This is a genomic window from Paraurantiacibacter namhicola, assembly GCF_001687545.1.
Lineage (GTDB): Bacteria > Pseudomonadota > Alphaproteobacteria > Sphingomonadales > Sphingomonadaceae > Paraurantiacibacter > Paraurantiacibacter namhicola.
On record NZ_CP016545.1, the window covers coordinates 2282410 to 2307104 of the forward strand.

The window sequence follows — 24695 nt, forward strand, 5'->3', positions numbered from 1 at the left end:
CGCGCACCGGCCCGCGCCCGCAATGCAGGATGCCTTGGGCGGCGCTAAAGTCAGTCTTCCTGCGCGATGGTGACCTTGAGGCCGTCCAGCTCGTCCGTGAAGGGGATCTGGCAGGACAGGCGGCTGGTGTCGTCGCGGTGATCGCTGGAATCGAGCAGGTCGTCCTCGTCCTCGCTCATGGCGGGCAGCTTGTCCTTGTACTGCGCATCCACATGCACGTGGCAGGTGGCGCAGGAACAGCAGCCGCCGCACAGCGCCAGCAGTTCGTCAAAGCCGTTGTCGCGGATGGCTTCCATGACGGTAAGGCCGCTTTCAACATCGACTTCAGTCGTTTCGCCTTCGCGGGTGGTGACGATCAGCTTCGGCATGCGTGAGAACCCTGTCGGTTGCCAAGTGGAAGCGGGCTGCTAGGCAATCGCGCGAAGATTGGCAAGCAGGGCGGGAGCGATAGGCATGGGCATGACGGCGACGCGCATACGCGAAGGGCTGGATGCGATCGCGGCGCAGGAACCGGGCATCGCCCGCGCGCTGGAGGTGGCCGGATACCCGGAGCCGCGCATCCGCGAGACAGGCTATCGCACATTGCTGCGCACCATCGTGGGCCAGCAGGTCAGCGTGGCAGCGGCAAGTAGCGTCTGGAACAAGCTGGAGGCGCTGCTGGGCGAGGACATGCCGCCCGAAGACCTGCTGGCGCGCAATTTCGACGAGCTGCGCGCCTGCGGCCTCTCGCGCCAGAAGCAGGGCTATGCCCGGTCGCTTTGCGAGCTGGTCCATGCGGGCGAACTGGAACTGGATAACCTGCCAGCGGATGACGAGGCTGCGATTGCAGAGCTGGTGCGCATCAAGGGCATCGGCCGCTGGTCTGCGGAGATATACCTGCTGTTCGCGGAAGGCCGCGCCGATATCTGGCCGGCCGGCGACCTTGCCGTGCAGGCAGGCCTGGCAAAGATCCTGGAGCTTGCAGAGCGTCCTTCGGAGAAAGATGCGCGCCTCATGGCACAAGGATGGAGTCCGCACCGCGGGCCCGTCGCCCTGCTGACATGGCACGTCTACAACAACCCGGCGCTATAGCCGTTTGCAGAATGCACGGCGCAGTTCGCAGAGCTGCCATATTACGGGCGCTCTTTTCCGGTAGGGTTCGCCCAACACATCAGGAAGGGGAGCCTTATATCATGAAATTACGTAGCAAGTTTCTCGCATCCATCGGCCTTGCAGCCGCTCTGGGCGCTTGCACCACAATGACTGGAGACACGATGACCGCCAGCGCATCCGATGCGAACGAACCGGCCGCCACAGCCACGACGATGAGCGCAGCGGACATGGTCGCCGATTACCCGCTGATCAGCCGCGACGACCTGTTCGGCAACCCGACGCGGGCCGGCGGGCAGCTGAGCCCGGACGGCAAGTTTGTCAGCTGGCGCGCACCGCACGAAGGCGTGATGAATGTCTGGGTGGCACCAGCGAATGATCCGGCCGCTGCACGCCGCATCACCAATTCCACCGACCGCCCGATCCGCAGCTACTTCTGGGCTCCCGACGCCAAAAGCATCCTGTATGTCCAGGACAAGGGCGGCGACGAGAACTTCCTGCTTTACAGCATCGACCTTGCCAGCGGTGAAGAGCGCACGATGACGCCGTTCGAGAACACCCGCGTCCAGATGCTGGGTGGTTCCGATACAATCAAGGACAAGGTGCTGGTTGGCCTGAACAACCGCGACCCGCGCCTGCATGATGCTTACCTGCTGGACCTCAACACGGGCGAACTGACGCTGGTGATGGAAAACACCGGCTATGTCGGCTTCGTGGCGGATGACCAGCTGAACCTGCGCTGGGCCATGCGCCAGAACGCAGCTGGCGGCATGGACCTGTTCAAGATCGTGGACGGCGAGGTCGAGGCGACCCCGTCCGAAAGCACGATGATGGAAGATTCGCTGACGACCCGCCCGGCGGGCTTCAACATCAGCGGCGACACCTTCTACTGGCTGGACAGCCGCGGTCGCAACACAGCCGCCCTGATCGCGCAGGACGTGGCAACGGGCGAGAAGCGCGTCATTGCCGAAAGCGACAAGGCCGATATCGGCGGCGTCATCGCCGACAAGAAGACCGGCGAGCCAATCGCCTATTCGATCAATTACAAGAAGTCCGAATGGACCTTCTTCGATGCCGACCTGAAGGCGAGCTTCGACTGGCTGGACCAGCGGCTGGACGGTGAATTCGGCATCCAGAGCCGGACCGATGACGATCGCACCTGGCTGGTCTGGAACGACCCGCTGACCGCGCCTGCCACCACCTATCTTTATGACCGCGACGCAGGCACTCTGACCGAGTTCTACACCGCACGTCCGGAACTGGAAGGCGCGCCCCTGCAGCCGATGCAGGCGCTCGAAATTCCCAGCCGCGACGGGTTGACGCTGGTCAGCTACCTGACCCTGCCGCCCGGCTCGGACAAGGATGGCGACGGTGTCCCGGAAGAGGCCGTGCCGATGGTGCTGCTGGTCCATGGCGGTCCGTGGGCACGCGATGGCTACGGCTACAACAGCTACCATCAGTGGCTGGCTAACCGCGGCTATGCCGTGATGAGCGTCAACTTCCGCGGCTCAACCGGCTTCGGCAAGGACTTCATCAACGCCGGCAATCTGGAATGGTCCAAGAAGATGCATGACGACCTGATCGACGCCACGCAGTGGGCGGTCGACAAGGGCGTTGCGCGCGAAGACGGCGTTGCCATCATGGGCGGGTCCTATGGCGGCTATGCCACGCTGGTGGGCCTGGCCTACACGCCCGACACCTTCGCATGCGGCGTGGACATCGTCGGCCCGTCCAACCTGGAAACGCTGCTGGAAACCATCCCGCCCTATTGGGAGCCGCTGGTGAAGCAGTTCCACACCCGCATGGGCGATCCCAACACGCCGGAAGGCCTGCAGCTGCTGCGCGATGCCAGCCCGCTTTACCGCGCCGGCGACATCACGAAGCCGCTGCTGATCGGCCAGGGCGCCAACGACCCGCGCGTGAAGCAGGCGGAAAGCGACCAGATCGTGGGCGCGATGCAGGAAGCGGGCATCCCCGTCACCTACGTCCTGTTCCCCGATGAAGGGCACGGTTTCGCCAAGCCCAACAACAACATCGCCTTCAACGCGGTGACCGAGAATTTCCTCGCCACCTGCCTTGGCGGGCGTTCGGAAGCGGTCGGCGACACGGTGGAGAACTCGACCGCCGAAATCGTGACCGGCGAAGAATATGTGATGGGCCTGTCGAACGGCGGCTGATCGCAGCAGGCAGCATCGCTGCACAAAATCGGGCCGCGCGATGGGAATCCTCGCGCGGCCCTTTTTTGTGCGCGGCAGCTTGCCATTTACATCGCTGTCAGTAACGATGGCTGCCATGAAAAGCATCTTCATCACCGGCGGCGGCAGCGGCATCGGCCGCGCGATCGCCCAGCGTTTCGCCCGCGAGGGCTGGTTCATCGGGCTCGGCGACATCAGCGCGGATGGCATGGCGGAAACCGCCGCCCTGCTGCCCGATGGGCGCAGCTCCAGCCACGCGCTCGATGTGACGCAGCCAGAACAGTGGACGCAGGCGCTCGCCGATTTCGCGGGCGCGGCGGGCGGGACGATCAACGTCCTCGCCAACAATGCCGGCGTGGCGCAGGGCGGCAAGCTGGCCGCGCTGACCGATGCGGAGATCGACCGCACGCTGGCTATCAACCTGTCGGGCGTGCTGTACGGTGCGCGCGCCGCATATCCCTACCTCAAGGCCGCCGCGCCCGATGCCTGCCTGGTCAACACCTGCAGCGCCGCGGGGCTTTACGGCCAGCCGGGCATGAGCGTCTATTGCGCCAGCAAGTTCGGCGTGCGTGCCGTGACGGAAAGCCTGGACGCGGAATGGGCGCCGGACGGGATTGCCGTGCGCGATGTCATGCCCAGCTTCATCGACACGCCCCTGCTGCATGGTGGCTCGCATGTCGGCGACAATGTCCCCATGCGCCAGCGCGTGCAGGAGGCGGGCCTGGAATTCACGCCGGTGGAGGATGTGGCCGAGACATTCTGGCGCGCCGTCAACGGCAGCACGATGCACCGCCCCGTGGGCAAGACCGCGAAACTTCTGGCCCTCGCCAGCCGCTGGTCGCCCGGCTATATCCGCTTCCGCGCGCACAGGCTGGAAAAAGCCGGCACGCGCCCGATGGGATAGAGGAACAGCCTACATGACTCAGCGCAAAGCAATCTTCATCACCGGCGGCGGCAGCGGCATCGGCCGCGCCATCGCGCAAAAATTTGCCGGTGAGGGTTGGTTTTGCGGCCTCGCCGATTTGAACCAGCAGGGGATGGAGGAAACCGCCGCCCTGCTACCCGACGGCGCGAGCTCCATCCACAAGTTCGACGTGCGCGATTTCGAGGCGTGGGAGCGCGAGCTGGCGGCCTTTGCCGAGAAGTCCGGCGGGCGGATCGATGCGCTGGCCAACAATGCCGGCATCCCCAGCGGCGGCCCGCTGCACGAGGTTTCGATCGAGGAGTTGGACGCGCTGCTGGACGTAAATATCCGCGGCGTGTTCTACGGCGCGAAGGCGGCTTTCCCTTACCTGCTGGAAAGCGCACCGGGCTCCTGCCTGCTCAACACCGCCAGCGCCGCGGCGCTATACGGCATGGCCAACCAGAGCGTATACGGCGCGACCAAGGCGGCGGTCCGATCCATGACCGAAAGCCTCGATGCCGAATGGAGCCCGCAGGGCGTGCGCGTGCGCAGCATGATGCCTAGCTTCATCGACACGCCGCTGCTGAAGAACCCGCCCAACCGCAGCCGCAACACGCCCATCCGCGATGCGGTGATCGAGGCCGGGCTGGAATTCACGCCGGTCGAAGTGGTGGCGGACAATGCCTGGAACGCGGTGCATTCGGAAAAGGGCCTGCATTATATTGTCGGCAAGACGGCAGAGCGGCTGAAGTTCACCGCCAAATGGCTGCCCGGCAAGCTGCGCCAGCGTGCGCGCCTGCTGGCCAATGCCCATAACCGCAGCGAGGGGCGCGAGGCGGGTTGAGGCTCAGTCCTTCGCTTCGCCCACCACGCGACGCTAGGCTCACTTCATTCGCCAAGCTCTGCTTCCCCTCCCGCATGCGGGAGGGGTTTGCGAGACTTGCTGAGCCGTAGGCGAAGCTAGTCGCAGCGGGGTGGGCGACGCACGGCGATACGTCTCAAACAATCCCGTCGATAAACCGTGCCAGCTTCACGTCCCGCTCGCTCAGCCCGTCGCAATCATGCGTGGTCAGGGTGATTTCGACGCGGTTGTAGACGTTGGACCATTCCGGGTGGTGGTCCTGCTTGTCCGCCGTGATGGCGACGCGGGTCATGAAGCCGAAGGCCTCGTTGAAATCCTTGAACTTGAAGCTGCGGTGGATGGCCTTGCCATCATCGCGCAGGGTCCAGTCGGTCAGCTCGCCCAGCGCCTCGTCGCGCTCGGCATCGGTCAGTTCGGCAATCGCCATCTCGCAGAAACCTCTTTCTTGTGTGTTGGGGGCGCAATGCCCTAACGCTCCGCCGCATGGAAGGGTGCCGACTTCAAGCGCATGAGATTGCCTGCCTGCGCGGGGAGCGGCTGCTGTTCCGCGGGCTCACGCTCGGCCTGAAACCGGGCGAGGCCCTGCAGGTGACGGGCGCCAATGGCACGGGCAAGTCCAGCCTGATCCGCATCCTGGCCGGCCTGATGCGGCCCACATCCGGTCAGGTCATCCGCCGCTGCGATATCGCCCTGCTGGACGAGCGGCCCGCGCTGGACCCCGACCGACCGCTGGGCGAGGCGCTCGCCTTCTGGCAGCGGATGGACGGCGGGGAGATGCCGCTGGAAAGGCTAGGGCTGGACGGATTGCTGGACGTGCCCGTGCGCTACCTCTCCACCGGGCAGACCAAGCGCGCGGCGCTGGCCCGCATGATCGGACAGGGCGCGCCGGTGTGGCTGCTGGACGAGCCGCTCAACGGCCTCGATGCCGACGCGGTGACGCTGGCGGAAAAGCTGGTGGCCGAGCATTGCGCGAGCGGCGGCATCGCAGTGGTAGCCAGCCACCAGGCCTTTGCACTGCGCGGCATGCGCTACCTCGCGGTCGAGGATTACGTCTCATGAGCGGCCTCGGCGCGATCTTCCGGCGCGATCTTGGCCTGCTGCTGCCGGGTGGGAAGCGCGGCGGCACCTTGCTGCCGGTGCTGTTCTTCCTGGCGGTAGCGATGCTTTATCCCTTCGCCGTGGGGCCCGACGCTCCGCTGCTGGCGCGCACCGGCGGCGGCGTGATCTGGGTGGCGGCCCTACTCGCCGCGATCCTGCCGCTGGACCGACTCGTCGCCCCGGACCTTGAGGCGGGGATGTTCGACCAATGGGCCCTGCGCGGCCTGACGGAGGAAATGGTGATGGCCAGCCGCCTCGCCGCCCACTGGCTCAGCTTCGGCCCGCCCCTGATGCTCGCCGCCCTGCCCGCCGCCGCCCTGCTAAGCCTGAGCGGGGAGACACTGCGGACGGTGCTGCTGGGCCTGCTGGCCGGAACCCCCGGCCTCGCCGCCATCGGCCTGACCATCGCCGCGCTGACTGTCTCCCTGCGCGGGGGCGCTGCACTGGCGGGCCTGCTGCTGGTGCCGCTGGCCGTACCGCTGCTGATCTTCGGCGCGGGCGCGCTCTCGACCGGCGGTGCGGGCGGGATTGCGCTGACCGGGGCGATGAGTTTGCTGCTGTGCGCGGCCTGCCCGTTTGCTGCGGGGGCTGCGGTGCGGGCGGCGCGCGAGGGTTAACCTCGTTCGACTTTCAACCCCTGAGCAATGTCTAGTCAATGGAACTTTCATAGATGTCCAAGTCGAGGGCAAGGCCGCGCTCAGCTATTGCACCGAGGACCTTAGGCTCAATTTCCAAGCCATCATTGTACGAATTGAGCCAGAGACCACAAAAAAGTACGCCCCGGAAGCGAGCATTTAAGTCGCGCCATACACCCAAATCTTTGGTCAGTGACGCTAGCAATTCGTCGATTTGCCGGCTAAGGTTTTCGGGTTCGCAACGGTTCGCTTTCAATCGCCATGAGCCTGTATGGGCGATTTTCTCCGCACCAGGGGAGGTGGCCCATCTGCCACCTTTTGCGACGCCAATCGTGGGCTCCATTCCGAGTAAGCCCGTGATCTCATGCGGGTCTAAATCATCACCATAGAACCCGACGGTTGCTGCTGATTCCCGTAACCGTCCCATCATCTCAACCCACAGCTCAGTGATCGGCTAATCATTCAGAAACTGGCATTGGCCGAAACCAATCAATAAGGCGGCTTGTCCAGCCCCTTCGGGCTCAGCGTGAAGATCTCGCAGCCGTCTTCGGTGATGCCGATCGAATGCTCGAACTGCGCGCTCAAGCTCTTGTCGCGCGTCACCGCGGTCCAGCCGTCGTTGAGCAATTTCACATGCGGGCGGCCGAGGTTGATCATGGGTTCGATGGTCATGAACATGCCGGCCTTCAGCTCCGGGCCCGTGCCCGCGCGGGCGGCATGGACGACTTCGGGCGCGTCGTGGAACAGGCGGCCGAGGCCATGGCCGCAGAATTCGCGCACCACGCCGTAGCGCTGGCTTTCCGCATGCCGCTGGATGGCCGCGCCAATATCGCCCAGCCGCGCGCCGGGGCGGACCTGTTCGATTCCCAGCATCAGGCATTCATGCGTGATGTCGACCAGGCGGCGGGCCTTCAGCGGCACGTCGCCCACCAGATACATGCGGCTGGTATCGCCGTGCCAGCCGTCCAGCAGCGGGGTCACATCGATGTTCACGATGTCCCCATCCTTCAGCTTCTTGTCCGACGGGATGCCGTGGCAGACCACGTGGTTGATGCTGATGCAGCAGGAATGGGTATAGCCGCGATAGCCCAGCGTCGCGGGCACGGCGCCGCCGTCGAAGGTCATCTCGCGCACGATCCGGTCGAGCTCGCCAGTGGTGACGCCGGGCTGCACCCGGTCTGCCATCTCGTCCAGGATCTCGGCTGCCAGCCGCCCGGCGGCGCGCATGCCGTCAAAGCCTGCGGGGCCGTGGAGCTTGATCGTGCCGTCGCGGATGACGGTCTCTTCACCGGTGATGTGCTGGTATTCGGTCATGCCGGGGCATGTAGCGATAGCGCGCAGAAATTGCGAGGGCGCGCTTACCGGCGCACGGCAAACGCCTCACGATATTGCGGCTTCACCATGTCGAGCAGCGCCGCAGTCATGGGCAGCGTCACTTCGAACGTCCCTTCTGCATAAGGCCCGGCGACATAGGGGGCGAAGAGGAAGTTGATCCGGTCGAAGGCTGTCCCGCCGGAGGAGGCAAAGGTGATGACCACGTCCTCCAGCGCCGGGCAATCCTCGAACATGCCGCCCGATCCCCGCTCCACCTTCATGCCGCGCCGTTCCTCGCGCTGGGCATCCAGCGCATCGCACATCGGCCCGGATACGCGGTTCTCGAAGGCGCTGCGGCTCTTGAACAATTCGCCCGCCGCCAGTGCCTTCCCGGCCTGCTTGTCCCACAGGATCGCGTCGTAATGCAGATTGGGATGGGCACCGCCGGCATAGGTGGACACGCCGGTGAACAGGCTGAGAAAGCGCGGCGTATTCGCTGCCACTTCCCACTCGGTATAGCTGGAATGCTGGAAGAACGGGATGTCGTCGGCTTTCGCATCGCGCGCAGCCTCTGCGGCATAGCGCTGCAGCTGGTCACGCTCCTTCTCCATCCGCGCGGTCAGCATGGCATCCAGCGCCGGGATCGATCCGGCGGCGGCGGGCCAGCTGTATTCGAAGATGTAGCGATCCGTTTCCTGGCTGGTGGCAAATGCGCCGCTCGAACGGCTGGTGCTGCTCGCCTCGCTGCGGCCATCGCCATCGCTGGTGCTGCTGCTGGTGGAGGTCTTGGTGCTGCTGGAAACCGTGCCGCCCTCGCCGCTACTCGCGGCGGTGGACGTGGCGGAGGCCGAACCCTGGTCAGTTTCCGCCCCGGTCGAACCACCGCATCCCGCCATGGAAAAAGCCGCGCCCACGCCTGCAAAAACCGAAACAAAATGCCGCATCGCCGATTGCCTTTTCAAACCGCCCGCAAATCGGGCATGGAGGATCCATGGGAATGAACACCGAACTTATCCAGCCGGATCGCGGGCAGGATGCCACATCGATACACCTCGTCAACGCCGATGGCTTCGATACCTTTGCCAAGGGCCTGTCCGGCCCGCAGCGCGCGGCGCTGGCGGCGCAGAAATTCACCGGCAAGGGATACCAGGTGGGCATCGTCCCGGCCAAGGATGCCAAGGATGATGGCTGGTTCGCCGTGGGCGGCGTGGCCAATCCGGAAGAGCTTTCCAGCTGGTGCCTGGCCAAACTGGCAGAGAGCCTGCCTGCCGGCACGTACCGGCTCGACGGGCGCGATCCCGGCCCTGCCCTGCATGGCTGGCAGACGGCGCAATATGTCTTCGACCGCTACAAGTCCGATCCCGACGCGGAGGGGCCGCGCGTCCTGCTGACCGAAAAGGCCGGGCGGATCGATGCCGCGATGTTCGAAGCGCGCGCCGAATGCCTCGTGCGCGACCTGATCAACACGCCGGCCGAGGACATGGGCCCGGCCGGGCTGGAAGCCGAGGCGGAGCGCATTGCCAAGGCGCACGGCGGCAAGCTGAATGTCGTGCGCGGCGATGCGCTGGAGCAGGGCTTCCCCATGGTGCATGCCGTGGGCCGGGCCGCCGCGCGCCACCACGCGCCCCGCCTGATCGAGGTGGAATGGGGCAAGGAAAGCGCGCCGCGCGTCGCCATCGTCGGCAAGGGCGTGTGCTTCGATTCCGGCGGTCTGGACGTGAAGAGCGCCGCCGGCATGAAGCTGATGAAGAAGGACATGGGCGGCGCGGCCCATGCGCTGGCGCTGGCCGAATGGATCATGGCGAGCGAGCTGCCGGTCCGCCTGCACCTGGTGGTGCCCGCGGTGGAGAACGCCATTTCCTCCAACGCCTTCCGCCCGGGCGATGTCTTGCAGACCCGCAAGGGGCTGACGGTGGAGATCGGCAATACCGATGCCGAAGGCCGCCTGATCCTGGGAGACGCCCTGACGCTGGCGAGCGAGCACGATCCGGAGCTGATCGTCGATTTCGCCACGCTGACCGGCGCGGCGCGCGTGGCACTGGGGCCGGACTTCCCCGCCCTGATGACGCGGCGCGACGAGACCGCCGACGCGCTGATCGCAGCGGGCCGCGCAAATGACGATGAGCCATGGCGGCTGCCGCTGCCGGAAGCCTATGTGGAATACCTCGCCAGCGACATCGCAGACACAAACAATGCGCAGAGCAACCCCTATGCGGGCGCCAGCGTGGCAGGCCTGTTCCTGGACAAGTTCGTGGGTGACGGCGTGGAATGGGCGCATTTCGACACCTTCGGCTGGCGTCCCTTCCCCAAGCCCGGGCGGCCCAAGGGCGGCGCGGCTTACGGGCTTCGCGCGACCTATCACATGCTGAAGGGCCGTTTCAGCTGATGCGGATGGCCAGGATTGACGCACCTCCCCGGCCAACCGGCCCCCTGCCTTGCCCCATCCGCGCGTGCCCGCTAAGCGGCGCGCACGGCATGAAACCATGCGAGATGACAGGGATCAGGGCAGCGTGAGCAGCGACAGCGAAATCCAGGGACCTTATACCCTCAGCGGCCCGGTCGATCGCGAGACCGCGCGCGGCCTGCCGATCCGGGGCGACCTGGCGCATATCGGCCTGGCCGGCCGTTTCCTGGTGCCGCATTACGCCGTGCCCCAGCCGCGCACCGTGATGCCCGGCGGGGCCAGCCTGATGACCGGCACGCAGGACGATGCCACCGAAGTGTGCAGCCTGATGGAAGGCGACAGTTTCGAGGTGCTGGACGTGGCCGGCAATCATGCATGGGGATGCCTGACGCTGGAAGGGCCCGTGGGCTATATCCAGCTCGACCGGCTCGAGCCCCTGGGCTGATGCCGCATACGGTCTTCATCGACGGTGCTGCCGGGACGACCGGACTGGAAATCGTCGAGCGGCTGGAAGACCGGCCCGAGTTTGAACTCGTCATCCTGGACGATAACGAGCGCAAGGAAAGCGCCACGCGTCGGCGCGCGCTGAACGACAGCGATTTCGCCATATTGTGCCTGCCGGACGATGCCGCCGTGGAAGCAGCGCAGATGCTGGATGCGGACTCGGCCACCCGCCTGATCGATGCCTCCAGCGCGCACCGCACGGCCAGCGGCTGGATCTATGGCTTTCCCGAAATCATCGGGTCGCAGGTTATTGCGGGCGCCAAGAAGGTCACCAATCCCGGCTGCTATCCCACCGGCTTCCTGGCGCTGGTCACCCCGCTGGTACGGGCCAAGCACCTGCCTGCAAGCTGGCCGCTGACGATCAATGCGGTCTCCGGTTTTTCCGGCGGCGGGCGCGCCATGATCGAACGCTTCGGCAGCGAAGAGGGGCAGGACATCGCCTGGCGCGGCTATGGCTATGGTTTCGGGCACAAGCACCTGGCCGAAATGCAGCAGAAGGCGGGCTTGAAGTATCCGCCCGTCTTTGCCCCCGCGGTCGTCCCCGCATTCCGCGGCATGGTGGTGGAAGTGCCGCTGCCGCTGGAAGCCATGCCGTCCGCCAGCACGGCCGACTGCATGCGGGACACGCTGATGGAAGCCTATGCCGACAGCCCGATCATCACCGTGCGCGAGGACGTGGTGCCCGAGCTGGTGCTGGAGCGTGATGCGCCAGCGACGGACGCGATGGAGCTCTTCGTCTTCGCCTCCCCCGATGGCGGGCAGGCGCGGCTGGTGGCCCGGCTGGACAATCTCGGCAAGGGCGCGAGCGGCGCCGCGGTGCAGAATTTGAACCTGATGGCCGGGCTGGACCCGACTATCGGCCTGGCCCTGCCAGCTGCCTGATTTTCGTGCAGCAGTGCCCGCCGGATGGGCATGTCGCACACCGCTGCGTAACACTATTCATCGCCGCCAGCCCGTATGCGCGCAGGTTTGGCTTGGAACCATGCCTTGGCACGATTCTTGATAGGTAATAACGCATGCGGGCGCGCGCCCGCCCTTGGAGAGACGGGGGACACGTGAAAAAGGTCGAAGCCATCATCAAGCCGTTCAAGCTGGACGAGGTGAAGGAGGCGCTGCACGAAGTGGGCGTATCCGGCATCACCGTGACCGAGGCCAAGGGCTTCGGCCGCCAGAAGGGGCATACCGAGCTCTATCGCGGCGCCGAATATGTTGTGGACTTCCTGCCCAAGGTGAAGCTGGAGATCGTCGTGCCCGACGCGCAGGCCGAACGCGTCGTGGAAGCGATCGCGGGGGCCAGCCAGACCGGCCGCATCGGCGACGGCAAGATCTTCGTGTCCACCATCGACACCGCCCTGCGCATCCGCACGGGCGAAAAGGACGAAGCCGCAATCTGAATTCCGGCCCGGCGCGTGCCGGGGCGCAAACTGACACCTTCAATCAAGAGGACGAATACCCATGGCCAGTGCAAAGGAAATCGTGAAGCGGATCAAGGACGAGGAGATCGAATGGGTCGACCTGCGTTTCACCGATCCCAAGGGCAAGTGGCAGCACCTGTCCATGGTCGGTTCCGGCCTCGATGAAGACATGCTGGAAGAAGGCCTGATGTTCGATGGTTCGTCCATCGCCGGCTGGAAGACCATCAACGAATCCGACATGATCCTGAAGCCGGACCTGGAAGAGGTCTATATGGATCCCTTCAGCGCCACGCCGATGATGATCGTGTTCTGCGACATCGTGGAGCCGAGCACGGGCGAGCTGTATGCCCGCGATCCCCGCTCCACCGCCAAGCGTGCCGAGGCTTTCCTGAAGTCCAGCGGCATCGGCGACACCATCTATGTCGGCCCCGAAGCCGAGTTCTTCATGTTCGACGATGTGCGCTTCGAGGACGGCTATGCCGGCAGCGGCTTCCAGATCGACGACGTGGAACTGCCGACCAATTCCGGTTCCGACATCGAAGGCGGCAACATGGCTCACCGCCCGCGTGCCAAGGGCGGGTACTTCCCCGTCGCACCGGTCGACAGCGCCGTGGATATCCGCGGGGAGATGGTTTCCACCATGCTGGAAATGGGCCTGCCCTGCGACAAGCACCACCACGAGGTTGCCGCCGCGCAGCACGAGCTGGGCCTGACCTTCGGCACGCTGACGCAAACCGCCGACCGCATGCAGATCTACAAGTATGTCGTGCACCAGGTGGCCCATGCCTATGGCAAGACGGCGACTTTCATGCCCAAGCCGATCAAGGACGATAACGGATCGGGCATGCACACCCACATGTCGATCTGGAGCGACGGCAAGCCGACCTTCGCAGGTAATGAATATGCCGGCCTGTCGGAAACCTGCCTGTATTTCATCGGCGGCGTCATCAAGCATGCCAAGGCGCTGAATGCCTTCACCAACCCCACCACCAACAGCTACAAGCGGTTGGTCCCGGGCTTCGAGGCACCGGTGCTGCTGGCCTATTCCGCCCGCAACCGCTCTGCGTCCTGCCGTATCCCCTATGGCACGGGCGAGAAATCCAAGCGCGTGGAATTCCGCTTCCCCGATGCGATGGCCAACCCCTATCTCGCCTACGCCGCGCTGATGATGGCGGGCCTGGAAGGCATCCAGAACAAGATCCACCCGGGCGAAGCGATGGACAAGAACCTGTACGACCTGCCGCCGGCCGAACTGGCCGACGTGCCCACGGTCTGCGGGTCCCTGCGCGAAGCACTGGGCGCCCTGTCCGACGATCACGACTTCCTGCTGCAAGGCGACGTGTTCACCAAGGACCAGATCGAGGCTTATATCGAACTGAAGTGGGAAGAGGTGATGCGCGTCGAAACCACCCCGAGCGCGGTGGAATTCGACCTGTACTACAGCGCCTGATCCCGCGGATCACATGCAAAGGAAAAGGGCCGTCCGGAGCGATCCGGGCGGCCCTTTTCCGTGCCAGCCGAAAGCCGGCGACGGCGGCTTACCGCATCTCCAGCATGCCGCGGCGTCCCGCCTTCCAGAACACGGCGATCAGGATGAAGGCCGCAGCCATGGTCAGCCAGTCCAGCATCGCCGGGCCGCTGACGAGGTCCAGGTGGGCCAGCGCCGCCCAGCCGCCGCCGATGCCGGCCAGCAGGTAGAATGCCAGCGCGGTGCTTTCGCGCGAGAGGGCACGCATCAGCTCATCGGTCAGGTGCCACTGCTTCGCCGTGGCCAGTATCGATACCAGCATCAGGCCGCCGACGATTGCCGCCGCCGTGACGGAAGGAATGGGAAACCCCTCTCCTCCAAGCGCGAGAACCGCAAGCGTGCCGGCCCAGCACAACATGGCCGCCCCGCTCCAGCCCAGCATGCCGCGCTGTTCGCGCAGCTCCTCGGCGTCCTCCACATTCAGGAATTTCGCGCCGATGGCGGGATTGAGCAGCCCGACAAGCACGGCCGCGGCGGTCAGGCCGTAGATCAGCGCCACCAGAAGCGCGACTTCGCGGCTGGCGGAAAGGTCGCCCAGCGTGCCGGATTCCACCAGCTGCATCATGCCCATGGCGGCAAAGAAGCCCGCGAGCCCGCCCAGCACTAGCGCGAAGATGGTCTTTCCGGTCTTCGATTTCTTAGCTTCGGTATTCATGATTGTCTGTCCCTCAATCCTGTTCAATGTCCGGTTCCCAGCGGTCGATGAAGATGTCCGGCACCCCGACCGCGAACAGCTTTGCCAGGCGCAGCGCCAGCGGCAGGCTGGGGTCGTATTTGTCTGTTTCGACCGCGTTGATCGTCTGGCGCGAGACGCCGATGCGGCGGGCCAGTTCTCCCTGGCTCCAGCCGCGCCCCTCGCGCAGTTCCTTCAAACGGTTTTCCAAGTCTCTCTCCGCATCAGTGCGCTGGGATCGCCTCCCGGGCCTGTAAAGAGCTCTTTACTGTAAAGACCTCTTGTCAGTCAAGAGCTCTTTACAGCTTTCCTACACGGACCGCAGCGCGCGATGGCCGCGCCATGTCTCGCCCGCTCTCACCCTCCATGCCGCAGAAAACCCTCGCTTCGCGCGCTCGCGGGTTTTCGCTCCAGGACTGTGTAACACCTGTAACACCTTTCAGCTTCGCGCCTCGAAAGCTGAACGGATCGCCGCTGTCCTACAGCCCCGCGCGCTGCCTAACCGGCGATTCGCGATTGCAGGAGGATGCACAATGAACAGGCATGTGGTGATGGAAACGGTGCGGCAGATCCTGGGCCGTGGTCTCAGCGCGGGCGAAACGCGCGAGCTGGAGCTGGCCCTGCGCGAAGACGGATGCGGGCGCGGTCCGCTGCCCCGCCCGCGCCGGATCGGGCCGCAGGGCATTGCCCTCATCAAGCGTTTCGAAGGCTGCGCCCGGCGGCTGGCAGATGGCCGGGTGGCGGCTTATCCCGATCCGGGCACGGGCGCCGCGCCCTGGACCATCGGCTGGGGCGCAACCGGCGCGGGGATCGGCCCGGGCACGGTGTGGACGCAGGCGCAGTGCGACGCGCGGCTGGAGGCGGACCTTGCGCGCTATGCCGCCGATGTCGACCGCGCGCTGGGCGATGCCGCCACCACGCAGGCGCAGTTCGATGCCCTCGTCAGCTTCCACTACAACACCGGCGCCATCGCCCGGGCCACGCTGACGCGCCGCCACAAGGCGGGCGACAGTGCGGCAGCCGCGCGCGAGTTCGCCCGCTGGAACCGAGCAGGCGGCCGCGTGATGAAGGGCCTGGTCAGGCGGCGCGAGGCGGAGGCCGAGCTGTATCGCGGATCGCCGGGCGGCGTGTGACGAGGTCAGTGTTGGAACTCTGCACGAGCGCCATGGGTTGATCGCGCAAAGGAGACTTCTGCGTGAAATGGTTGCTTACAGGTATCGCAGCCCTCGCCATCACGGCCGCGCCCGCCGCGGCGCAGGGCAATGGCAAGGGTAATGGAAACGGCAATGGCAATGGCGCCGCTGCGAAGGCGGAGCGCGGCGCGAAGCCGGACAAGCCTCGCGGCAATGGCCAAGTAAACGGCAACGCCGCCGCAAACGGCAATGGCGCGGCCAAGAAGGCCCCTCAGGCCATGCGCGGCAACGGTGCCGGTAAGCCCGACAATCGCGGCCCCGAACCCCGCGCCGCTAACCGTGGCAATGGCAATGGCAATGGCAATGCAAACGGCAATCGCGGTGGCTATGCAGGCCAGGATCGATACGACCGGCGCGGCCCGGATACGCGGACCCGCAATGGCGATCTCGTGGATTACCGCCAAGCCGATTACGGGCTGATCGACGGATGCCCTCCCGGCCTTGCGAAGAAGCGTAACGGCTGCCTGCCTCCCGGACAGGCGAAGAAGCAGGACTACTCGCCTTCGTGGTTCGGATATGACCGTTACGACGGTCAGCGTTTCGCCTATCGCGACGGCTACCTGCTGCGCTTCGGCAATGGCGGCGGCCTGCTGTCCTACCTGCCGCTGCTTGGCGGCGCGCTGGCCCCGGGCCAGATGTGGCCGGATGGCTACCGCGCGGCGCAGGTGCCTGCCTATTACGACAGCTTCTACAACCTCGGCGGACCCGGCGCATACCGCTATGCGGACAATGTGATCTACCGTGTCGACCCGGAAACCGCCGCAATCACGTCAATCGCGGCGCTGCTGACCGGCGATGACTTCAGCGTTGGGTCGCCCGTCCCTGCCGGATACGATGTCTACAACGTCCCCTATGCCTACCGCGACGAGTATGCCGAGGGACCGGACCGCCAGTATCGCTACAGCGATGGCTACATCTACCAGATAGATCCGGAAACGCGCCTTGTGGCCGCAGCCATCGAATTGGTGGCATCATGATCGCGCGGCTTCGCATCGCAGGTGTCGCCTCGCTCGGCGCGCTGGCCCTGGCGCTGGGGGCGTGCTCCGACAGTCCCGACGCGGCTGATACGGAAGGATCGGTGTCGAACGAGACGCTGGCAAAGCTCATCTCCCATTCGGGTGAGGTCGGGATGCTAGCCTCCGCATTGGAGGAAAGCGGCATCGCCAGCGCCTTCGACGCGGCGGCCTCCTACACCGTGCTGGCCCCCAGCGACGAGGCATTCGAGGCTCTCGCCAGCGGCGAAGTGCCGCTGGATGCCGCGCAGAAGGCCGCCATCGTGCGCGGCCACATCGTGCCGGGATATCTGACCCTGGCCGATATCGGCGCAGCGCTCGACAGCTCCGGCGGCGAAGTCAGCATCGCGGCGATGGACGGCAATGACCTGACTTTCACGCGCCTCGACGATGGCATCGAAGTGAGCAGCACCGACGGGCAGGCTGCGATGCTCGGCAGCGAGAGCCTGGGCGAGAACGGCGTCGTCATCACAATTGACGGCGTCCTCAAGGCCCCGCCCGGCGCATAAGCCACAGGATCGACGGCGGCAGCGGAGGACCGGCGAGGTCGCTCCCCGCCGCCGTCAGTAATCCTTGCTGTATTCAAGCGCCACGCCGTCGCGGCCCAGCGAGCTGACCGATGCCAGCATGGCGAGCCAGCTGGTGATGCGGAACTCCAGCTCCGTGGCGTTGTATCCGCGGCCATCGGTGATGATCTCGCCATAGAAGCGATTGCCGAACCGCTTGCCTAGCGCGATGGCCGTGCCCCGGTCCAGCGCCGGATCGGCCGCGACGATGCGCAGGCGGTCCAGCCCGATGGCCGTGCGCAGCGAGTTGATGGGGTCCAGCCCGCCCCCGCCGCCGCCGCGCAGGGATGCGAGCGCAGAACCCAGCTGCAGCGCGTCGGTGGCCGAGAGGTCGGTGATCGAACCGCCAAACAGCAGGCGCGCCAGGATCTCCTCCTGCGGCAGGCCGGGGTTGGAGCTGAAGTCCACTTCCGGATTGGTAGCGTTGCCGCGCACCGTCACCGTCACGTCCAGCCCGTCGCGCAGCTCCGTCTGGGCCACGATAGACACGCGCGGATCGATCGGCTGGTTCTCGTCGAAGTCGATGACGCCGCGGGTAATGTCGAAGCGATTGCCGGCGAAGTTGTAGAAGCCCTGCCGCGGCACGACGCGCGCCTCGCCGCCGATCCGCGGATCGCTGGTGGTCCCGCGCAGCAGGATGTCGGCGCTCCATTCGGAATCGAGGCCCATGCCATCGACCAGGATGCCGCCGCGAGAGCGGGCATCGATCAGGTAGCGCCAAGGCGCAGACGCGCTGGGCGCGGGACCGTAATCATTGGGGCGATTGACCTGCGTGACCTTGATGTTGGGCAGGCTGGCGGCGCTGCTGGCCGTCCCCAGCTTCCACCGCGCACCGTCCACTTCAAGCCGCCCCGCAATCACGCCGCCCACGCCATTGGACTTGATGCGCATCGGCCCGGTCACGGTCGCGCCCATGTTCGGCAGGTCCATGATCTCCGCATTGCGGGCGGCCATGCGCAGGTCGATCATCGGCCCTCGCCCGGCACCAAGGTTGGACAGGTCCACCACGCCGCTGCCGCTGACCGCGCCGCCATTGGGCGCGGTTCCCTTGAAACTGCTGAGTTCCAGGCGCGATCCGGCGAAGCGTCCGCGCGCACGGACATTGGATAGGTTCGTGCCGGTCAGAGCGCTCTGCATTTGCAAATTGTCGCCCGCCAGCGAGCCGCGGATACCCGGATCGGCCAGCGATCCAGTGATGTTCGCCGCCACATTCAGCTGGCCGGTAATGTCGATCAGGTCGAGCGCGGCAAGACGCCACAGCGCCTCTGCCGGGCCCTTGTAACGCAGCTGCGCATACATGTCGCCCGCGTTCAGCCGGTCCATCAGCCCGCCGCTGGCCGGAAGGTTCGCGATCCGCCCCTGCAGCCTGCCGCTCGTCTCCGCGCCGTCCTTGAACGTCGCGCGCATCTGCAGGTTGTTGGGCGTCAGCTTGCCGACAAAGGCGAGGTCCACGGGGCGGGACGTCAGCACCAGCCCGGAACGCGTCAGGCCATCGACCAGCACGCGCGCCTCGCCCGTGGGCAGGCCGCCGCGACCGGTATCGAAGTCGATCACACCGGAAATATCGCCGCCAAGGCCGAGATCCATGCCCAGCACGTCCACGAGCGAAAGCGGCATGTCCGCTAGCTTCACCGTGCCGCTGGTGCCGCCTGTGCCACCGAACTGTCCTTCGGCAATGACGAAGCCGCCGGCAAAGCCGAGCTGTGTCTTCTGCAGCGCCCAGCCGCCGTCTTCCTGCTTCAGCAGCACGGCGCGGCGCGGCATGGTGATGTCGCGCCCGGCATAGGTCCCATCCACCACCACGGCGATGCGCTGGGTGTTGGCCTGCCCCTGCACCTGCAGGGCGAAGCGCGCCCCGCGGCGACCGGTCAGGGCGGCCTCGAATGAGCCGACGCCGTCCGTCACGCGAGCATTGCCCTGCAACCGGCCGACGAACAGCTGGCCATAGCTGATGCCTTGGGCAGAGACCGTGCCGCGCATCGTCGTGCCATCGCCGCCGACCACGCCGGTCAGGTCTACGTCAGCCGATGCGATGGCCAGCGGTGTCGGCCCCTGGAAGCGGGCGTTGCGAGCGCGGAGATTGGCATCGAAGCCCTGTCCGCCGCTGCGCGGTGCCAGGGTGACCGTGCCGTCCAGCCCGCCGCCCGACAGCGCCAGGTCGCCCGCCACGCCGCCATCGGCCAGCACCAGCGATCCGGCCACGTCTGTACCGCTGATGTCCATGCGGCTGATCTCGATCCGGGTCGGGCCGTTTGCCGGCGAGTAGAGGTTGAGCGCGCCATCGAAGGGCCCGAGCAAGCTCTGCCCGCTCGTGTCGATGGCGAAGCCTTCGCGCGTGGGGGCAAGGGCAACGCGCACGTCCTTCAGGCCAGCCGCAGGCAGCGGATCGGCAAAGACGAGCTGCGCGGTGGGGCCGGAATCCGACAGCGCCGCTTCCACCGTGAAGGGACCGTAATCGACATGCCGCCCGCGCCCGGCCAGCGTGGTGCGGCCATCGGACACCCGGCCATCCAGCGTCAGGGACAGCTTGCTGGCGCGCAGCTGGGTCTGGCGGAAGACGATGGGGCGGTCCGCGCCCAGCGTGACGCCGCCGTCGAACCGGATGTTGCTGCCGGCCAGGTTTGCCAGCGTGTCATTGGTGACGCGCGCCATCCGCCCGTCGAAATCCGCGTCCAGCTTCCAAGGGGAGTTTGCGCCCAGCGAGAAACGGATGCGCGCATTGCCGTCTACTGTCCCGATATTCTCCAGCGCCAGACCCTGCATGGCCACCGGGCCGGCCAGAGCATAGGCACCGCGGTCGAGATCGCCGCGCAGCGCGAGGTCCGCCGTCAGGCCGGGGAAGCGCACCGCAAGGTCGTCCGAAAGCAGCTGCCCGCCCGTATAAACCACGGTTCCGCCAAGCGTGCCGTTCACAAGACGCGGGTCGGCAAGTTCATTGCCGCTGATGACGCGCTGCACGCTGGCATCCAGCGGCAGGACGAAGCGCGTGCCGTCCCAGGTCGCGATGCCGGACTGCTCGATATCGATCACTTCCGTGCCGGACAGCATGGCGCGGTCCACCGTCAGGCGGTGCGGCAGGTCCACGCCCCGGAAGGGTCCGTCCAGCACCAGCTCCAGATCCGTGCCCTCCAGCCGGAAGTCCGGGCCAAACAGCGCCGGATCACGCAGGTCCAGGTCGACATCAAGATTGTCGAACTCATTGTTGCCGAGGTCGATGCCGCCTTCGGCATTCGCCCAGACACCCGCGCCGCGCAGCGCGAGGTCGCCGGTAAGGATGCTGTCGTCCAGCGTGCCCACGGCTGCAATGTCCACAACCTCGCCCAGCGCGCGCTGCGGCAGGCCGGTGACATAGTCGCCCGGGCGGGCCTGGCCCACGATGCGGTAGCGACCGGATTTGGCGCCGATCTTGGTGGCAAGCAGGGGCTCGCTATCGCCCAGTACGACCAGCGCACCGTCCCAGTCCTGCCATGTGCCATCACCCACGATGCGGACCAGCAGGTCCTGCTCCGCCCCGGCCATGGCGGCCAGGAAGCCGCCGGCTGGCGCGCGGTAATCGAGGTCGATGTCAAACATATTGGCATCGGGCTCTGCATCCAGCAGCACGGCAAAGCGGTCTTCGCCGCCGAATTCGCCATCGGCATCCAGCTGGACCCGGCCCTGCCGGATATCGGCCTGCGCGGTGAGCGCGATGATGCGCTCTTCCCCGATGACCCCGTCGGCCACGCGCAGGTTCTGGATCGAAAGCCGGTCCACCCGGATGTCGAAATTGGGCAGGACCGGCGCGTCGGGATCGCCGGGATTGAGCTCGGGGATGGCCAGCAGCGTGCCGCCATTCACATCCAGGTCCCGGATATCGAGGCCGGAGAAGAAAAATTTCAGCGGGCGCCAGTCCAGGCGGACTTCGGGCAGCACCAGGAACAGCGTATCGTTCGCATCGCGCAGGCGCACGTCGTAGAATGTGGCCTCGGACAGGACGCTGCCCTCGATCCGGCCGACTTCGACAGACAGGCCCGATGCCGGGGCGACGCCGGCAATCTGGTCAACGATGAAATCACGCCCGGACTGCGTGTTCAGGAACACGACGGCGCCGAGCACGAGCGCGATCAGCAAGCCGAAGATGCCCAGCGCGCCGCGCTTGAACCAGCGCCGCTTGCGCTTGCGCGGAGCGGTATCGTCCGTGCCCGTTTCTGCCACGTCCACCGGCTCGGCCGCGCTGTCCTGTGTCCCCTCCCCAGCCATCAGAACGCCTGGCCCAGCGAGATATAGACGCCCACAACATCGTCATTCGGGCCCGGGTTCAGCGGCACGCCGAGGTCGACGCGGATGGGCCCGAAGCTGGTGTAATAGCGCACGCCAATGCCCGCCCCGATCTTGATCTCGTCAAAACTGGGAGTGGAATTCACGCCCACGGTCCCGGCATCGACGAAGGGCACGATCCCGATGGAATTGTCGAGCAGTGGCGTACGGATGCGAGCCTCCAGGCTGAATTCCAGCAGGGAGCGTCCGCCCGTAGGATCGCCATTGCTGTTCGACGGCCCGATGGAGCGATAGCCATATCCGCGCACCGATCCGCCGCCGCCGGCATAGAGACGGCGCGAGGGCGCGATCTCGTCACGCGGCGCGCCCGGAATGCTGGCGATCCGCGCCCGGCCCGCGATCACGATCTTGTCGTTCACGCCGTAATAGTACGATCCGTCGGCTTGCAGGCGCGCATAAGTCTGCATGTCGCCGCCATTGCGCTTCGAAATTTCGGGAGAGACGCGCGCGCCGAGGCGGAAACCTTCGCTGGGGTCCAGCAGGCTGTCGCTGGTGTCCCACAGGGCATAGACCGGCAGGGCGCCGATGAAATAGGTCTCGCGCGGGCCGAAATTGCCATTGGCGTCGGCTTCACGTTCCTGCGTGGCGAGGATTTCGAAGCCGCCGGACCAGCTCAGCTCCTTCTGGAACAGCAGCGTGCTGACCTGCTCATACGTCCCTGTCAGGCTGATCGTGCGCGCGTCATAGGCGTCGTAATCGAGCGTGCTGGCATAGGCGTCCAGCGTCAGGATGCGGTCGCGGCCGTAAAAATTGTTCTTGCGGAAGGTGACGCCCAGCAGCTGCTCGCGCGTGCCGGCAATGCCGCGAACCTTCAGCGCGCCTTCGGGCGGGAAGAGGTTGCGATGCTGCCAGCTGGCCTCGGCGCGGAAGCCCTCGCCCGTGCCGTAACCGATAGAGCCTTCGATGGTGCGAAGCTCGCCAGGCACCAGCTCCACCTGCATGTCCACCACGCCGGGTTCGCCATCGACGGGCGCCTGCACCTCGACTGGCGTGATAACTACGCTGGCGACCAGGCCCGTGGCCAGGATCGCCCGGCGCAGGTCCAGTTCCTCGCTGCGCTGGTAAGTCTGGCCGGGCTTGAAGCGGGCGATGGTGCCAAGATGCCGCCCGCTGAGGAAATCGGGCCGGTTGCTGGTGACGCTGCCGAAACGGTACTTGCCCTGCGGCGTGACGATCATCGTCAGGTCGGCTTCCTGCCGGGCGTGGTCGACCAGCAGTTCCGGTGCGCGGATCGCAGCGAAGGGATAACCGCTTTCACCCAGCGCGCGGTCGAGGTCGGCCTGCTCTTCCACGATCTTGTCCTGCAGGGCAGGATCGCCGGGAAGGATTTCGAACGCGCCGCGCAGCGCCTCGTAATCGCCGAAGCGCGAGGTGGTCGCCAGGCTGCCAAGGTCGATATTGCCAAACAGGTACTGCGCGCCCGGGATGATGTCGAAGCGCACGCCGCGTTCGGCCTGCGGCGCATCGATCGGGTCCAGCTCGGTCAGGCCCTGCACGCTGCGGATCACCTGCGCATCGTAATAGCCGTAAACCGCCAGCATGCGCTGGAGCAGCTCCTCGTCCTCGCGTGCCTGCGCGGCGAGGCGGGCGTTGTTCGCATCGTCGTCCAACTCTTCGATGGTGGAGAGCGTCTTGAACCGGGCGAGGAATTCGTCGCGTAGCGGGAAGAGCGCGAGGTCGGACGGGAAGACCAGCACCAGCTCGTCCGAAATCCGTTCTTCCGAACCATCGACCAGCGCGGGCGTTTCGAAGGGAAATTCCGCGAACTGGATATCCTCTTCCGCGTCCAGCGGGTCGATTTCGGGCAGTTCGATCTCGGTCGGCCAAGGGACAGTGACCAGCGGCATGGCATCGAGCGGGCTATCCGCCTCCACCTCCGGCGGTGCATCTTCCATGTCGGTTGCCGACTGCGGGACGCCCTGCTCGGCCCAGCCTTCCGGATTTTCCAGCGCGCTGTCGGGGATCAGGTCTTCCAGACGTTCCGGCGCTTCCGGATCCTGCGCGAAGGCGGGGCTGGACAGCAGCGATGCGCCCGCGGCGAGCGAGATGGCGAGGCGTGAGATGAGGCGGGCGTCCTGAACGGAAGCGCTGGCCCGGTCAGCCGACGCTGTATCGATCCCGCCGCTCCGCATCATATTGGGCCTGTCCGCCGGGTACGCCGTCCTTGCCGCTGCCTTCCGGCTGGCTGCCCTGCCCGCCAGGAGCGGTTGCGGCAGCGATGAGGGCGGACTGTGCCGCGTCCGACATGCGCTGCCAGCCATCGGGGCCGAGCTTTTCGAGCGGGCGATAGCGGACCTTGTACTGCATGCGCGCAGCACCTTCGACCCAATACCCGAGATAGACATAAGGAAGCCCGCCTTCAGCCGCACGGCGAATGTGGTCGAGGATGATGAAATTCCCAAGCCCGGCGCGATCCTCATGTTCCGGGTCATAGAAACTGTAGATCATCGAAAGACCGTCCGCCTGACAATCAGTCAGGCAGGCACCGACGAGGCGACCCGGTGTCCCGTCGGCATTCGGTTCCCGATATTCAACGACATAGCTGGAAACACTGGTGTGTTCCACCATGTCGGCATAGTCGATCTCGTCCATCGCGGCCATACCGCCGCCCGGATGCCGGACGGAGAGGTATTTCTGCAGCAATTCGAACTGCTCGGCCGTCGCCCATGGCCGACATTCGGTGACCACGAGGTCCTCGTTACGGCGCGAAATACGCTTCTGCGTGCCGGACGGGCGAAACTCCTGCGCCACCACGCGCACCGATACACAGGCGCGGCAATCGAGGCAGGACGGGCGGTAAGCCACGGTCTGGCTGCGGCGGAAGCCGATGCGGCCCAGCGCATCATTCAGCTCTTCGGAATGCGGGCCCTTTAGCTCCGTGAAGACCTTCCGCTCCGTCTTGCCGGGCAGGTACGGGCATGGCGCCGGGCTGGTCACGAAGAAACGCGGAAATCTGACTGGGGCCGTCACGGCGCTGGCGATCCT

The 24695-nt window shown here is 65.9% G+C and carries 24 protein-coding genes; 14 read left to right on the forward strand and 10 right to left on the reverse strand.

Annotated features, from left to right (window positions below; translation table 11 throughout):
* Positions 1 to 50 precede the first annotated feature (50 nt).
* Positions 51 to 368 carry a 2Fe-2S iron-sulfur cluster-binding protein gene (locus A6F65_RS11175; protein ID WP_067788764.1) on the reverse strand — a complete coding sequence of 106 codons (318 nt, stop codon included), beginning with the start codon at positions 366 to 368 and terminating at the stop codon, positions 51 to 53.
* Between the two features lie 85 nt (positions 369 to 453).
* Between A6F65_RS11175 and A6F65_RS11180 the strand changes: the two genes are divergently transcribed.
* From A6F65_RS11180 to A6F65_RS11195, 4 genes are all read left to right on the forward strand, one after another.
* Entirely contained in the window at positions 454 to 1071 is a 618-nt protein-coding gene (locus A6F65_RS11180) for a DNA-3-methyladenine glycosylase family protein (protein WP_067788767.1), read from the forward strand.
* 101 nt (positions 1072 to 1172) lie between these two features.
* A complete protein-coding gene (locus tag A6F65_RS11185) occupies positions 1173 to 3266 on the forward strand; it encodes a S9 family peptidase (RefSeq protein WP_335645324.1) in 2094 nt (697 codons plus the stop codon).
* A gap of 115 nt (positions 3267 to 3381) precedes the next feature.
* Complete coding sequence (locus tag A6F65_RS11190) at positions 3382 to 4188, forward strand: SDR family oxidoreductase (protein WP_335645325.1); 807 nt, start codon at positions 3382 to 3384, stop codon at positions 4186 to 4188.
* A gap of 13 nt (positions 4189 to 4201) precedes the next feature.
* Positions 4202 to 5032, forward strand: coding sequence for an SDR family oxidoreductase (locus A6F65_RS11195; protein WP_067788772.1), 831 nt, complete (start codon positions 4202 to 4204; stop codon positions 5030 to 5032).
* 154 nt (positions 5033 to 5186) lie between these two features.
* Here A6F65_RS11195 and A6F65_RS11200 read toward each other — a convergent pair whose 3' ends face one another.
* Positions 5187 to 5477, reverse strand: coding sequence for a 4a-hydroxytetrahydrobiopterin dehydratase (locus tag A6F65_RS11200; protein ID WP_067788774.1), 291 nt, complete (start codon positions 5475 to 5477; stop codon positions 5187 to 5189).
* Positions 5478 to 5533: 56 nt separating this feature from the next.
* Here A6F65_RS11200 and ccmA point away from each other — a divergent pair, with 56 nt between their 5' ends.
* Together ccmA and A6F65_RS11210 are read left to right on the forward strand one after the other, a co-directional pair.
* Entirely contained in the window at positions 5534 to 6109 is a 576-nt protein-coding gene (gene ccmA / locus A6F65_RS11205; RefSeq protein ID WP_067788776.1) for a heme ABC exporter ATP-binding protein CcmA, read from the forward strand.
* Positions 6106 to 6765 carry a heme exporter protein CcmB gene (locus A6F65_RS11210; protein WP_067788778.1) on the forward strand — a complete coding sequence of 220 codons (660 nt, stop codon included), beginning with the start codon at positions 6106 to 6108 and terminating at the stop codon, positions 6763 to 6765. Before ccmA ends, A6F65_RS11210 begins: the two co-directional genes overlap by 4 nt.
* A 31-nt stretch (positions 6766 to 6796) precedes the next feature.
* Here the strand turns inward: A6F65_RS11210 and A6F65_RS12740 are convergent, their stop codons facing one another.
* Genes A6F65_RS12740 through A6F65_RS11220 form a run of 3 tightly spaced genes read right to left on the reverse strand, consistent with a single transcriptional unit; the run spans position 6797 to position 9041 of the window.
* Positions 6797 to 7213 carry a DUF4279 domain-containing protein gene (locus A6F65_RS12740; protein ID WP_205631876.1) on the reverse strand — a complete coding sequence of 139 codons (417 nt, stop codon included), beginning with the start codon at positions 7211 to 7213 and terminating at the stop codon, positions 6797 to 6799.
* A gap of 59 nt (positions 7214 to 7272) precedes the next feature.
* A complete protein-coding gene (gene map, locus A6F65_RS11215) occupies positions 7273 to 8097 on the reverse strand; it encodes a type I methionyl aminopeptidase (protein WP_067788780.1) in 825 nt (274 codons plus the stop codon).
* Between the two features lie 44 nt (positions 8098 to 8141).
* Positions 8142 to 9041 (reverse strand): DUF3298 and DUF4163 domain-containing protein, encoded by a 900-nt coding sequence (locus A6F65_RS11220; protein ID WP_067788782.1) that lies wholly within the window; start codon positions 9039 to 9041, stop codon positions 8142 to 8144.
* 47 nt (positions 9042 to 9088) lie between these two features.
* Here A6F65_RS11220 and A6F65_RS11225 point away from each other — a divergent pair, with 47 nt between their 5' ends.
* The 5 genes from A6F65_RS11225 (at position 9089) to glnA (ending at position 13870) form a co-directional block, all read left to right on the forward strand.
* On the forward strand, positions 9089 to 10483 hold the full coding sequence (locus A6F65_RS11225; protein WP_067788784.1) for a leucyl aminopeptidase family protein: 1395 nt from the start codon (positions 9089 to 9091) through the stop codon (positions 10481 to 10483).
* 124 nt (positions 10484 to 10607) lie between these two features.
* Positions 10608 to 10946, forward strand: a complete 339-nt coding sequence (locus tag A6F65_RS11230) for an SH3 domain-containing protein (RefSeq protein WP_237164820.1) — start codon at positions 10608 to 10610, stop codon at positions 10944 to 10946.
* The gene (gene argC, locus A6F65_RS11235) at positions 10946 to 11887 is read left to right on the forward strand and encodes an N-acetyl-gamma-glutamyl-phosphate reductase (RefSeq protein ID WP_067788789.1); all 942 of its coding nucleotides are present in this window, start codon (positions 10946 to 10948) and stop codon (positions 11885 to 11887) included. Before A6F65_RS11230 ends, argC begins: the two co-directional genes overlap by 1 nt.
* A 173-nt stretch (positions 11888 to 12060) precedes the next feature.
* On the forward strand, positions 12061 to 12399 hold the full coding sequence (locus tag A6F65_RS11240; protein WP_067788791.1) for a P-II family nitrogen regulator: 339 nt from the start codon (positions 12061 to 12063) through the stop codon (positions 12397 to 12399).
* Between the two features lie 61 nt (positions 12400 to 12460).
* Positions 12461 to 13870 (forward strand): type I glutamate--ammonia ligase, encoded by a 1410-nt coding sequence (gene glnA, locus A6F65_RS11245; RefSeq protein ID WP_067788794.1) that lies wholly within the window; start codon positions 12461 to 12463, stop codon positions 13868 to 13870.
* A gap of 88 nt (positions 13871 to 13958) precedes the next feature.
* Here glnA and A6F65_RS11250 read toward each other — a convergent pair whose 3' ends face one another.
* Together A6F65_RS11250 and A6F65_RS11255 are read right to left on the reverse strand one after the other, a co-directional pair.
* Positions 13959 to 14603, reverse strand: coding sequence for a hypothetical protein (locus A6F65_RS11250; RefSeq protein WP_067788797.1), 645 nt, complete (start codon positions 14601 to 14603; stop codon positions 13959 to 13961).
* Between the two features lie 13 nt (positions 14604 to 14616).
* On the reverse strand, positions 14617 to 14832 hold the full coding sequence (locus A6F65_RS11255; RefSeq protein WP_067788799.1) for a helix-turn-helix transcriptional regulator: 216 nt from the start codon (positions 14830 to 14832) through the stop codon (positions 14617 to 14619).
* A gap of 322 nt (positions 14833 to 15154) precedes the next feature.
* Between A6F65_RS11255 and A6F65_RS11260 the strand changes: the two genes are divergently transcribed.
* The 3 genes from A6F65_RS11260 to A6F65_RS11270 all read left to right on the forward strand — a co-directional run bounded on the left by A6F65_RS11260 (position 15155) and on the right by A6F65_RS11270 (position 17336).
* Complete coding sequence (locus A6F65_RS11260) at positions 15155 to 15754, forward strand: lysozyme (RefSeq protein ID WP_067788802.1); 600 nt, start codon at positions 15155 to 15157, stop codon at positions 15752 to 15754.
* A 62-nt stretch (positions 15755 to 15816) separates the two neighbouring features.
* Complete coding sequence (locus A6F65_RS11265; RefSeq protein ID WP_067788804.1) at positions 15817 to 16791, forward strand: hypothetical protein; 975 nt, start codon at positions 15817 to 15819, stop codon at positions 16789 to 16791.
* A complete protein-coding gene (locus A6F65_RS11270; protein ID WP_067788806.1) occupies positions 16788 to 17336 on the forward strand; it encodes a fasciclin domain-containing protein in 549 nt (182 codons plus the stop codon). The genes A6F65_RS11265 and A6F65_RS11270 overlap by 4 nt, the downstream gene beginning before the upstream one ends.
* Positions 17337 to 17390: 54 nt before the next feature.
* Here A6F65_RS11270 and A6F65_RS11275 read toward each other — a convergent pair whose 3' ends face one another.
* Genes A6F65_RS11275 through A6F65_RS11285 form a run of 3 tightly spaced genes read right to left on the reverse strand, consistent with a single transcriptional unit; the run spans position 17391 to position 24680 of the window.
* Positions 17391 to 21632, reverse strand: coding sequence for a translocation/assembly module TamB domain-containing protein (locus tag A6F65_RS11275; protein WP_067788809.1), 4242 nt, complete (start codon positions 21630 to 21632; stop codon positions 17391 to 17393).
* Complete coding sequence (locus A6F65_RS11280; protein WP_083989485.1) at positions 21632 to 23845, reverse strand: autotransporter assembly complex protein TamA; 2214 nt, start codon at positions 23843 to 23845, stop codon at positions 21632 to 21634. Before A6F65_RS11280 ends, A6F65_RS11275 begins: the two co-directional genes overlap by 1 nt.
* Positions 23808 to 24680 (reverse strand): arginyltransferase, encoded by an 873-nt coding sequence (locus tag A6F65_RS11285; protein WP_067788812.1) that lies wholly within the window; start codon positions 24678 to 24680, stop codon positions 23808 to 23810. Before A6F65_RS11285 ends, A6F65_RS11280 begins: the two co-directional genes overlap by 38 nt.
* Between the last annotated feature and the right edge of the window lie 15 nt (positions 24681 to 24695).

Excerpts from the sequence above, each read along its gene's own strand:
- A6F65_RS11260 (WP_067788802.1), top strand. The coding sequence starts at position 15,155 with ATGAACAGGCATGTGGTGATGGAAACGGTGCGGCAGATCCTGGGCCGT.
- A6F65_RS11225 (WP_067788784.1), top strand. The coding sequence starts at position 9,089 with ATGGGAATGAACACCGAACTTATCCAGCCGGATCGCGGGCAGGATGCC.
- A6F65_RS11250 (WP_067788797.1), bottom strand. The coding sequence starts at position 14,603 with ATGAATACCGAAGCTAAGAAATCGAAGACCGGAAAGACCATCTTCGCG.
- A6F65_RS11190 (WP_335645325.1), top strand. The coding sequence starts at position 3,382 with ATGAAAAGCATCTTCATCACCGGCGGCGGCAGCGGCATCGGCCGCGCG.
- A6F65_RS11180 (WP_067788767.1), top strand. The coding sequence starts at position 454 with ATGGGCATGACGGCGACGCGCATACGCGAAGGGCTGGATGCGATCGCG.
- map (WP_067788780.1), bottom strand. The coding sequence starts at position 8,097 with ATGACCGAATACCAGCACATCACCGGTGAAGAGACCGTCATCCGCGAC.
- A6F65_RS11195 (WP_067788772.1), top strand. The coding sequence starts at position 4,202 with ATGACTCAGCGCAAAGCAATCTTCATCACCGGCGGCGGCAGCGGCATC.
- ccmA (WP_067788776.1), top strand. The coding sequence starts at position 5,534 with ATGGAAGGGTGCCGACTTCAAGCGCATGAGATTGCCTGCCTGCGCGGG.
- A6F65_RS11270 (WP_067788806.1), top strand. The coding sequence starts at position 16,788 with ATGATCGCGCGGCTTCGCATCGCAGGTGTCGCCTCGCTCGGCGCGCTG.
- A6F65_RS11185 (WP_335645324.1), top strand. The coding sequence starts at position 1,173 with ATGAAATTACGTAGCAAGTTTCTCGCATCCATCGGCCTTGCAGCCGCT.
- A6F65_RS12740 (WP_205631876.1), bottom strand. The coding sequence starts at position 7,213 with ATGATGGGACGGTTACGGGAATCAGCAGCAACCGTCGGGTTCTATGGT.
- A6F65_RS11275 (WP_067788809.1), bottom strand. The coding sequence starts at position 21,632 with ATGGCTGGGGAGGGGACACAGGACAGCGCGGCCGAGCCGGTGGACGTG.
- A6F65_RS11210 (WP_067788778.1), top strand. The coding sequence starts at position 6,106 with ATGAGCGGCCTCGGCGCGATCTTCCGGCGCGATCTTGGCCTGCTGCTG.
- A6F65_RS11280 (WP_083989485.1), bottom strand. The coding sequence starts at position 23,845 with ATGATGCGGAGCGGCGGGATCGATACAGCGTCGGCTGACCGGGCCAGC.
- A6F65_RS11200 (WP_067788774.1), bottom strand. The coding sequence starts at position 5,477 with ATGGCGATTGCCGAACTGACCGATGCCGAGCGCGACGAGGCGCTGGGC.
- A6F65_RS11175 (WP_067788764.1), bottom strand. The coding sequence starts at position 368 with ATGCCGAAGCTGATCGTCACCACCCGCGAAGGCGAAACGACTGAAGTC.
- argC (WP_067788789.1), top strand. The coding sequence starts at position 10,946 with ATGCCGCATACGGTCTTCATCGACGGTGCTGCCGGGACGACCGGACTG.
- A6F65_RS11220 (WP_067788782.1), bottom strand. The coding sequence starts at position 9,041 with ATGCGGCATTTTGTTTCGGTTTTTGCAGGCGTGGGCGCGGCTTTTTCC.
- glnA (WP_067788794.1), top strand. The coding sequence starts at position 12,461 with ATGGCCAGTGCAAAGGAAATCGTGAAGCGGATCAAGGACGAGGAGATC.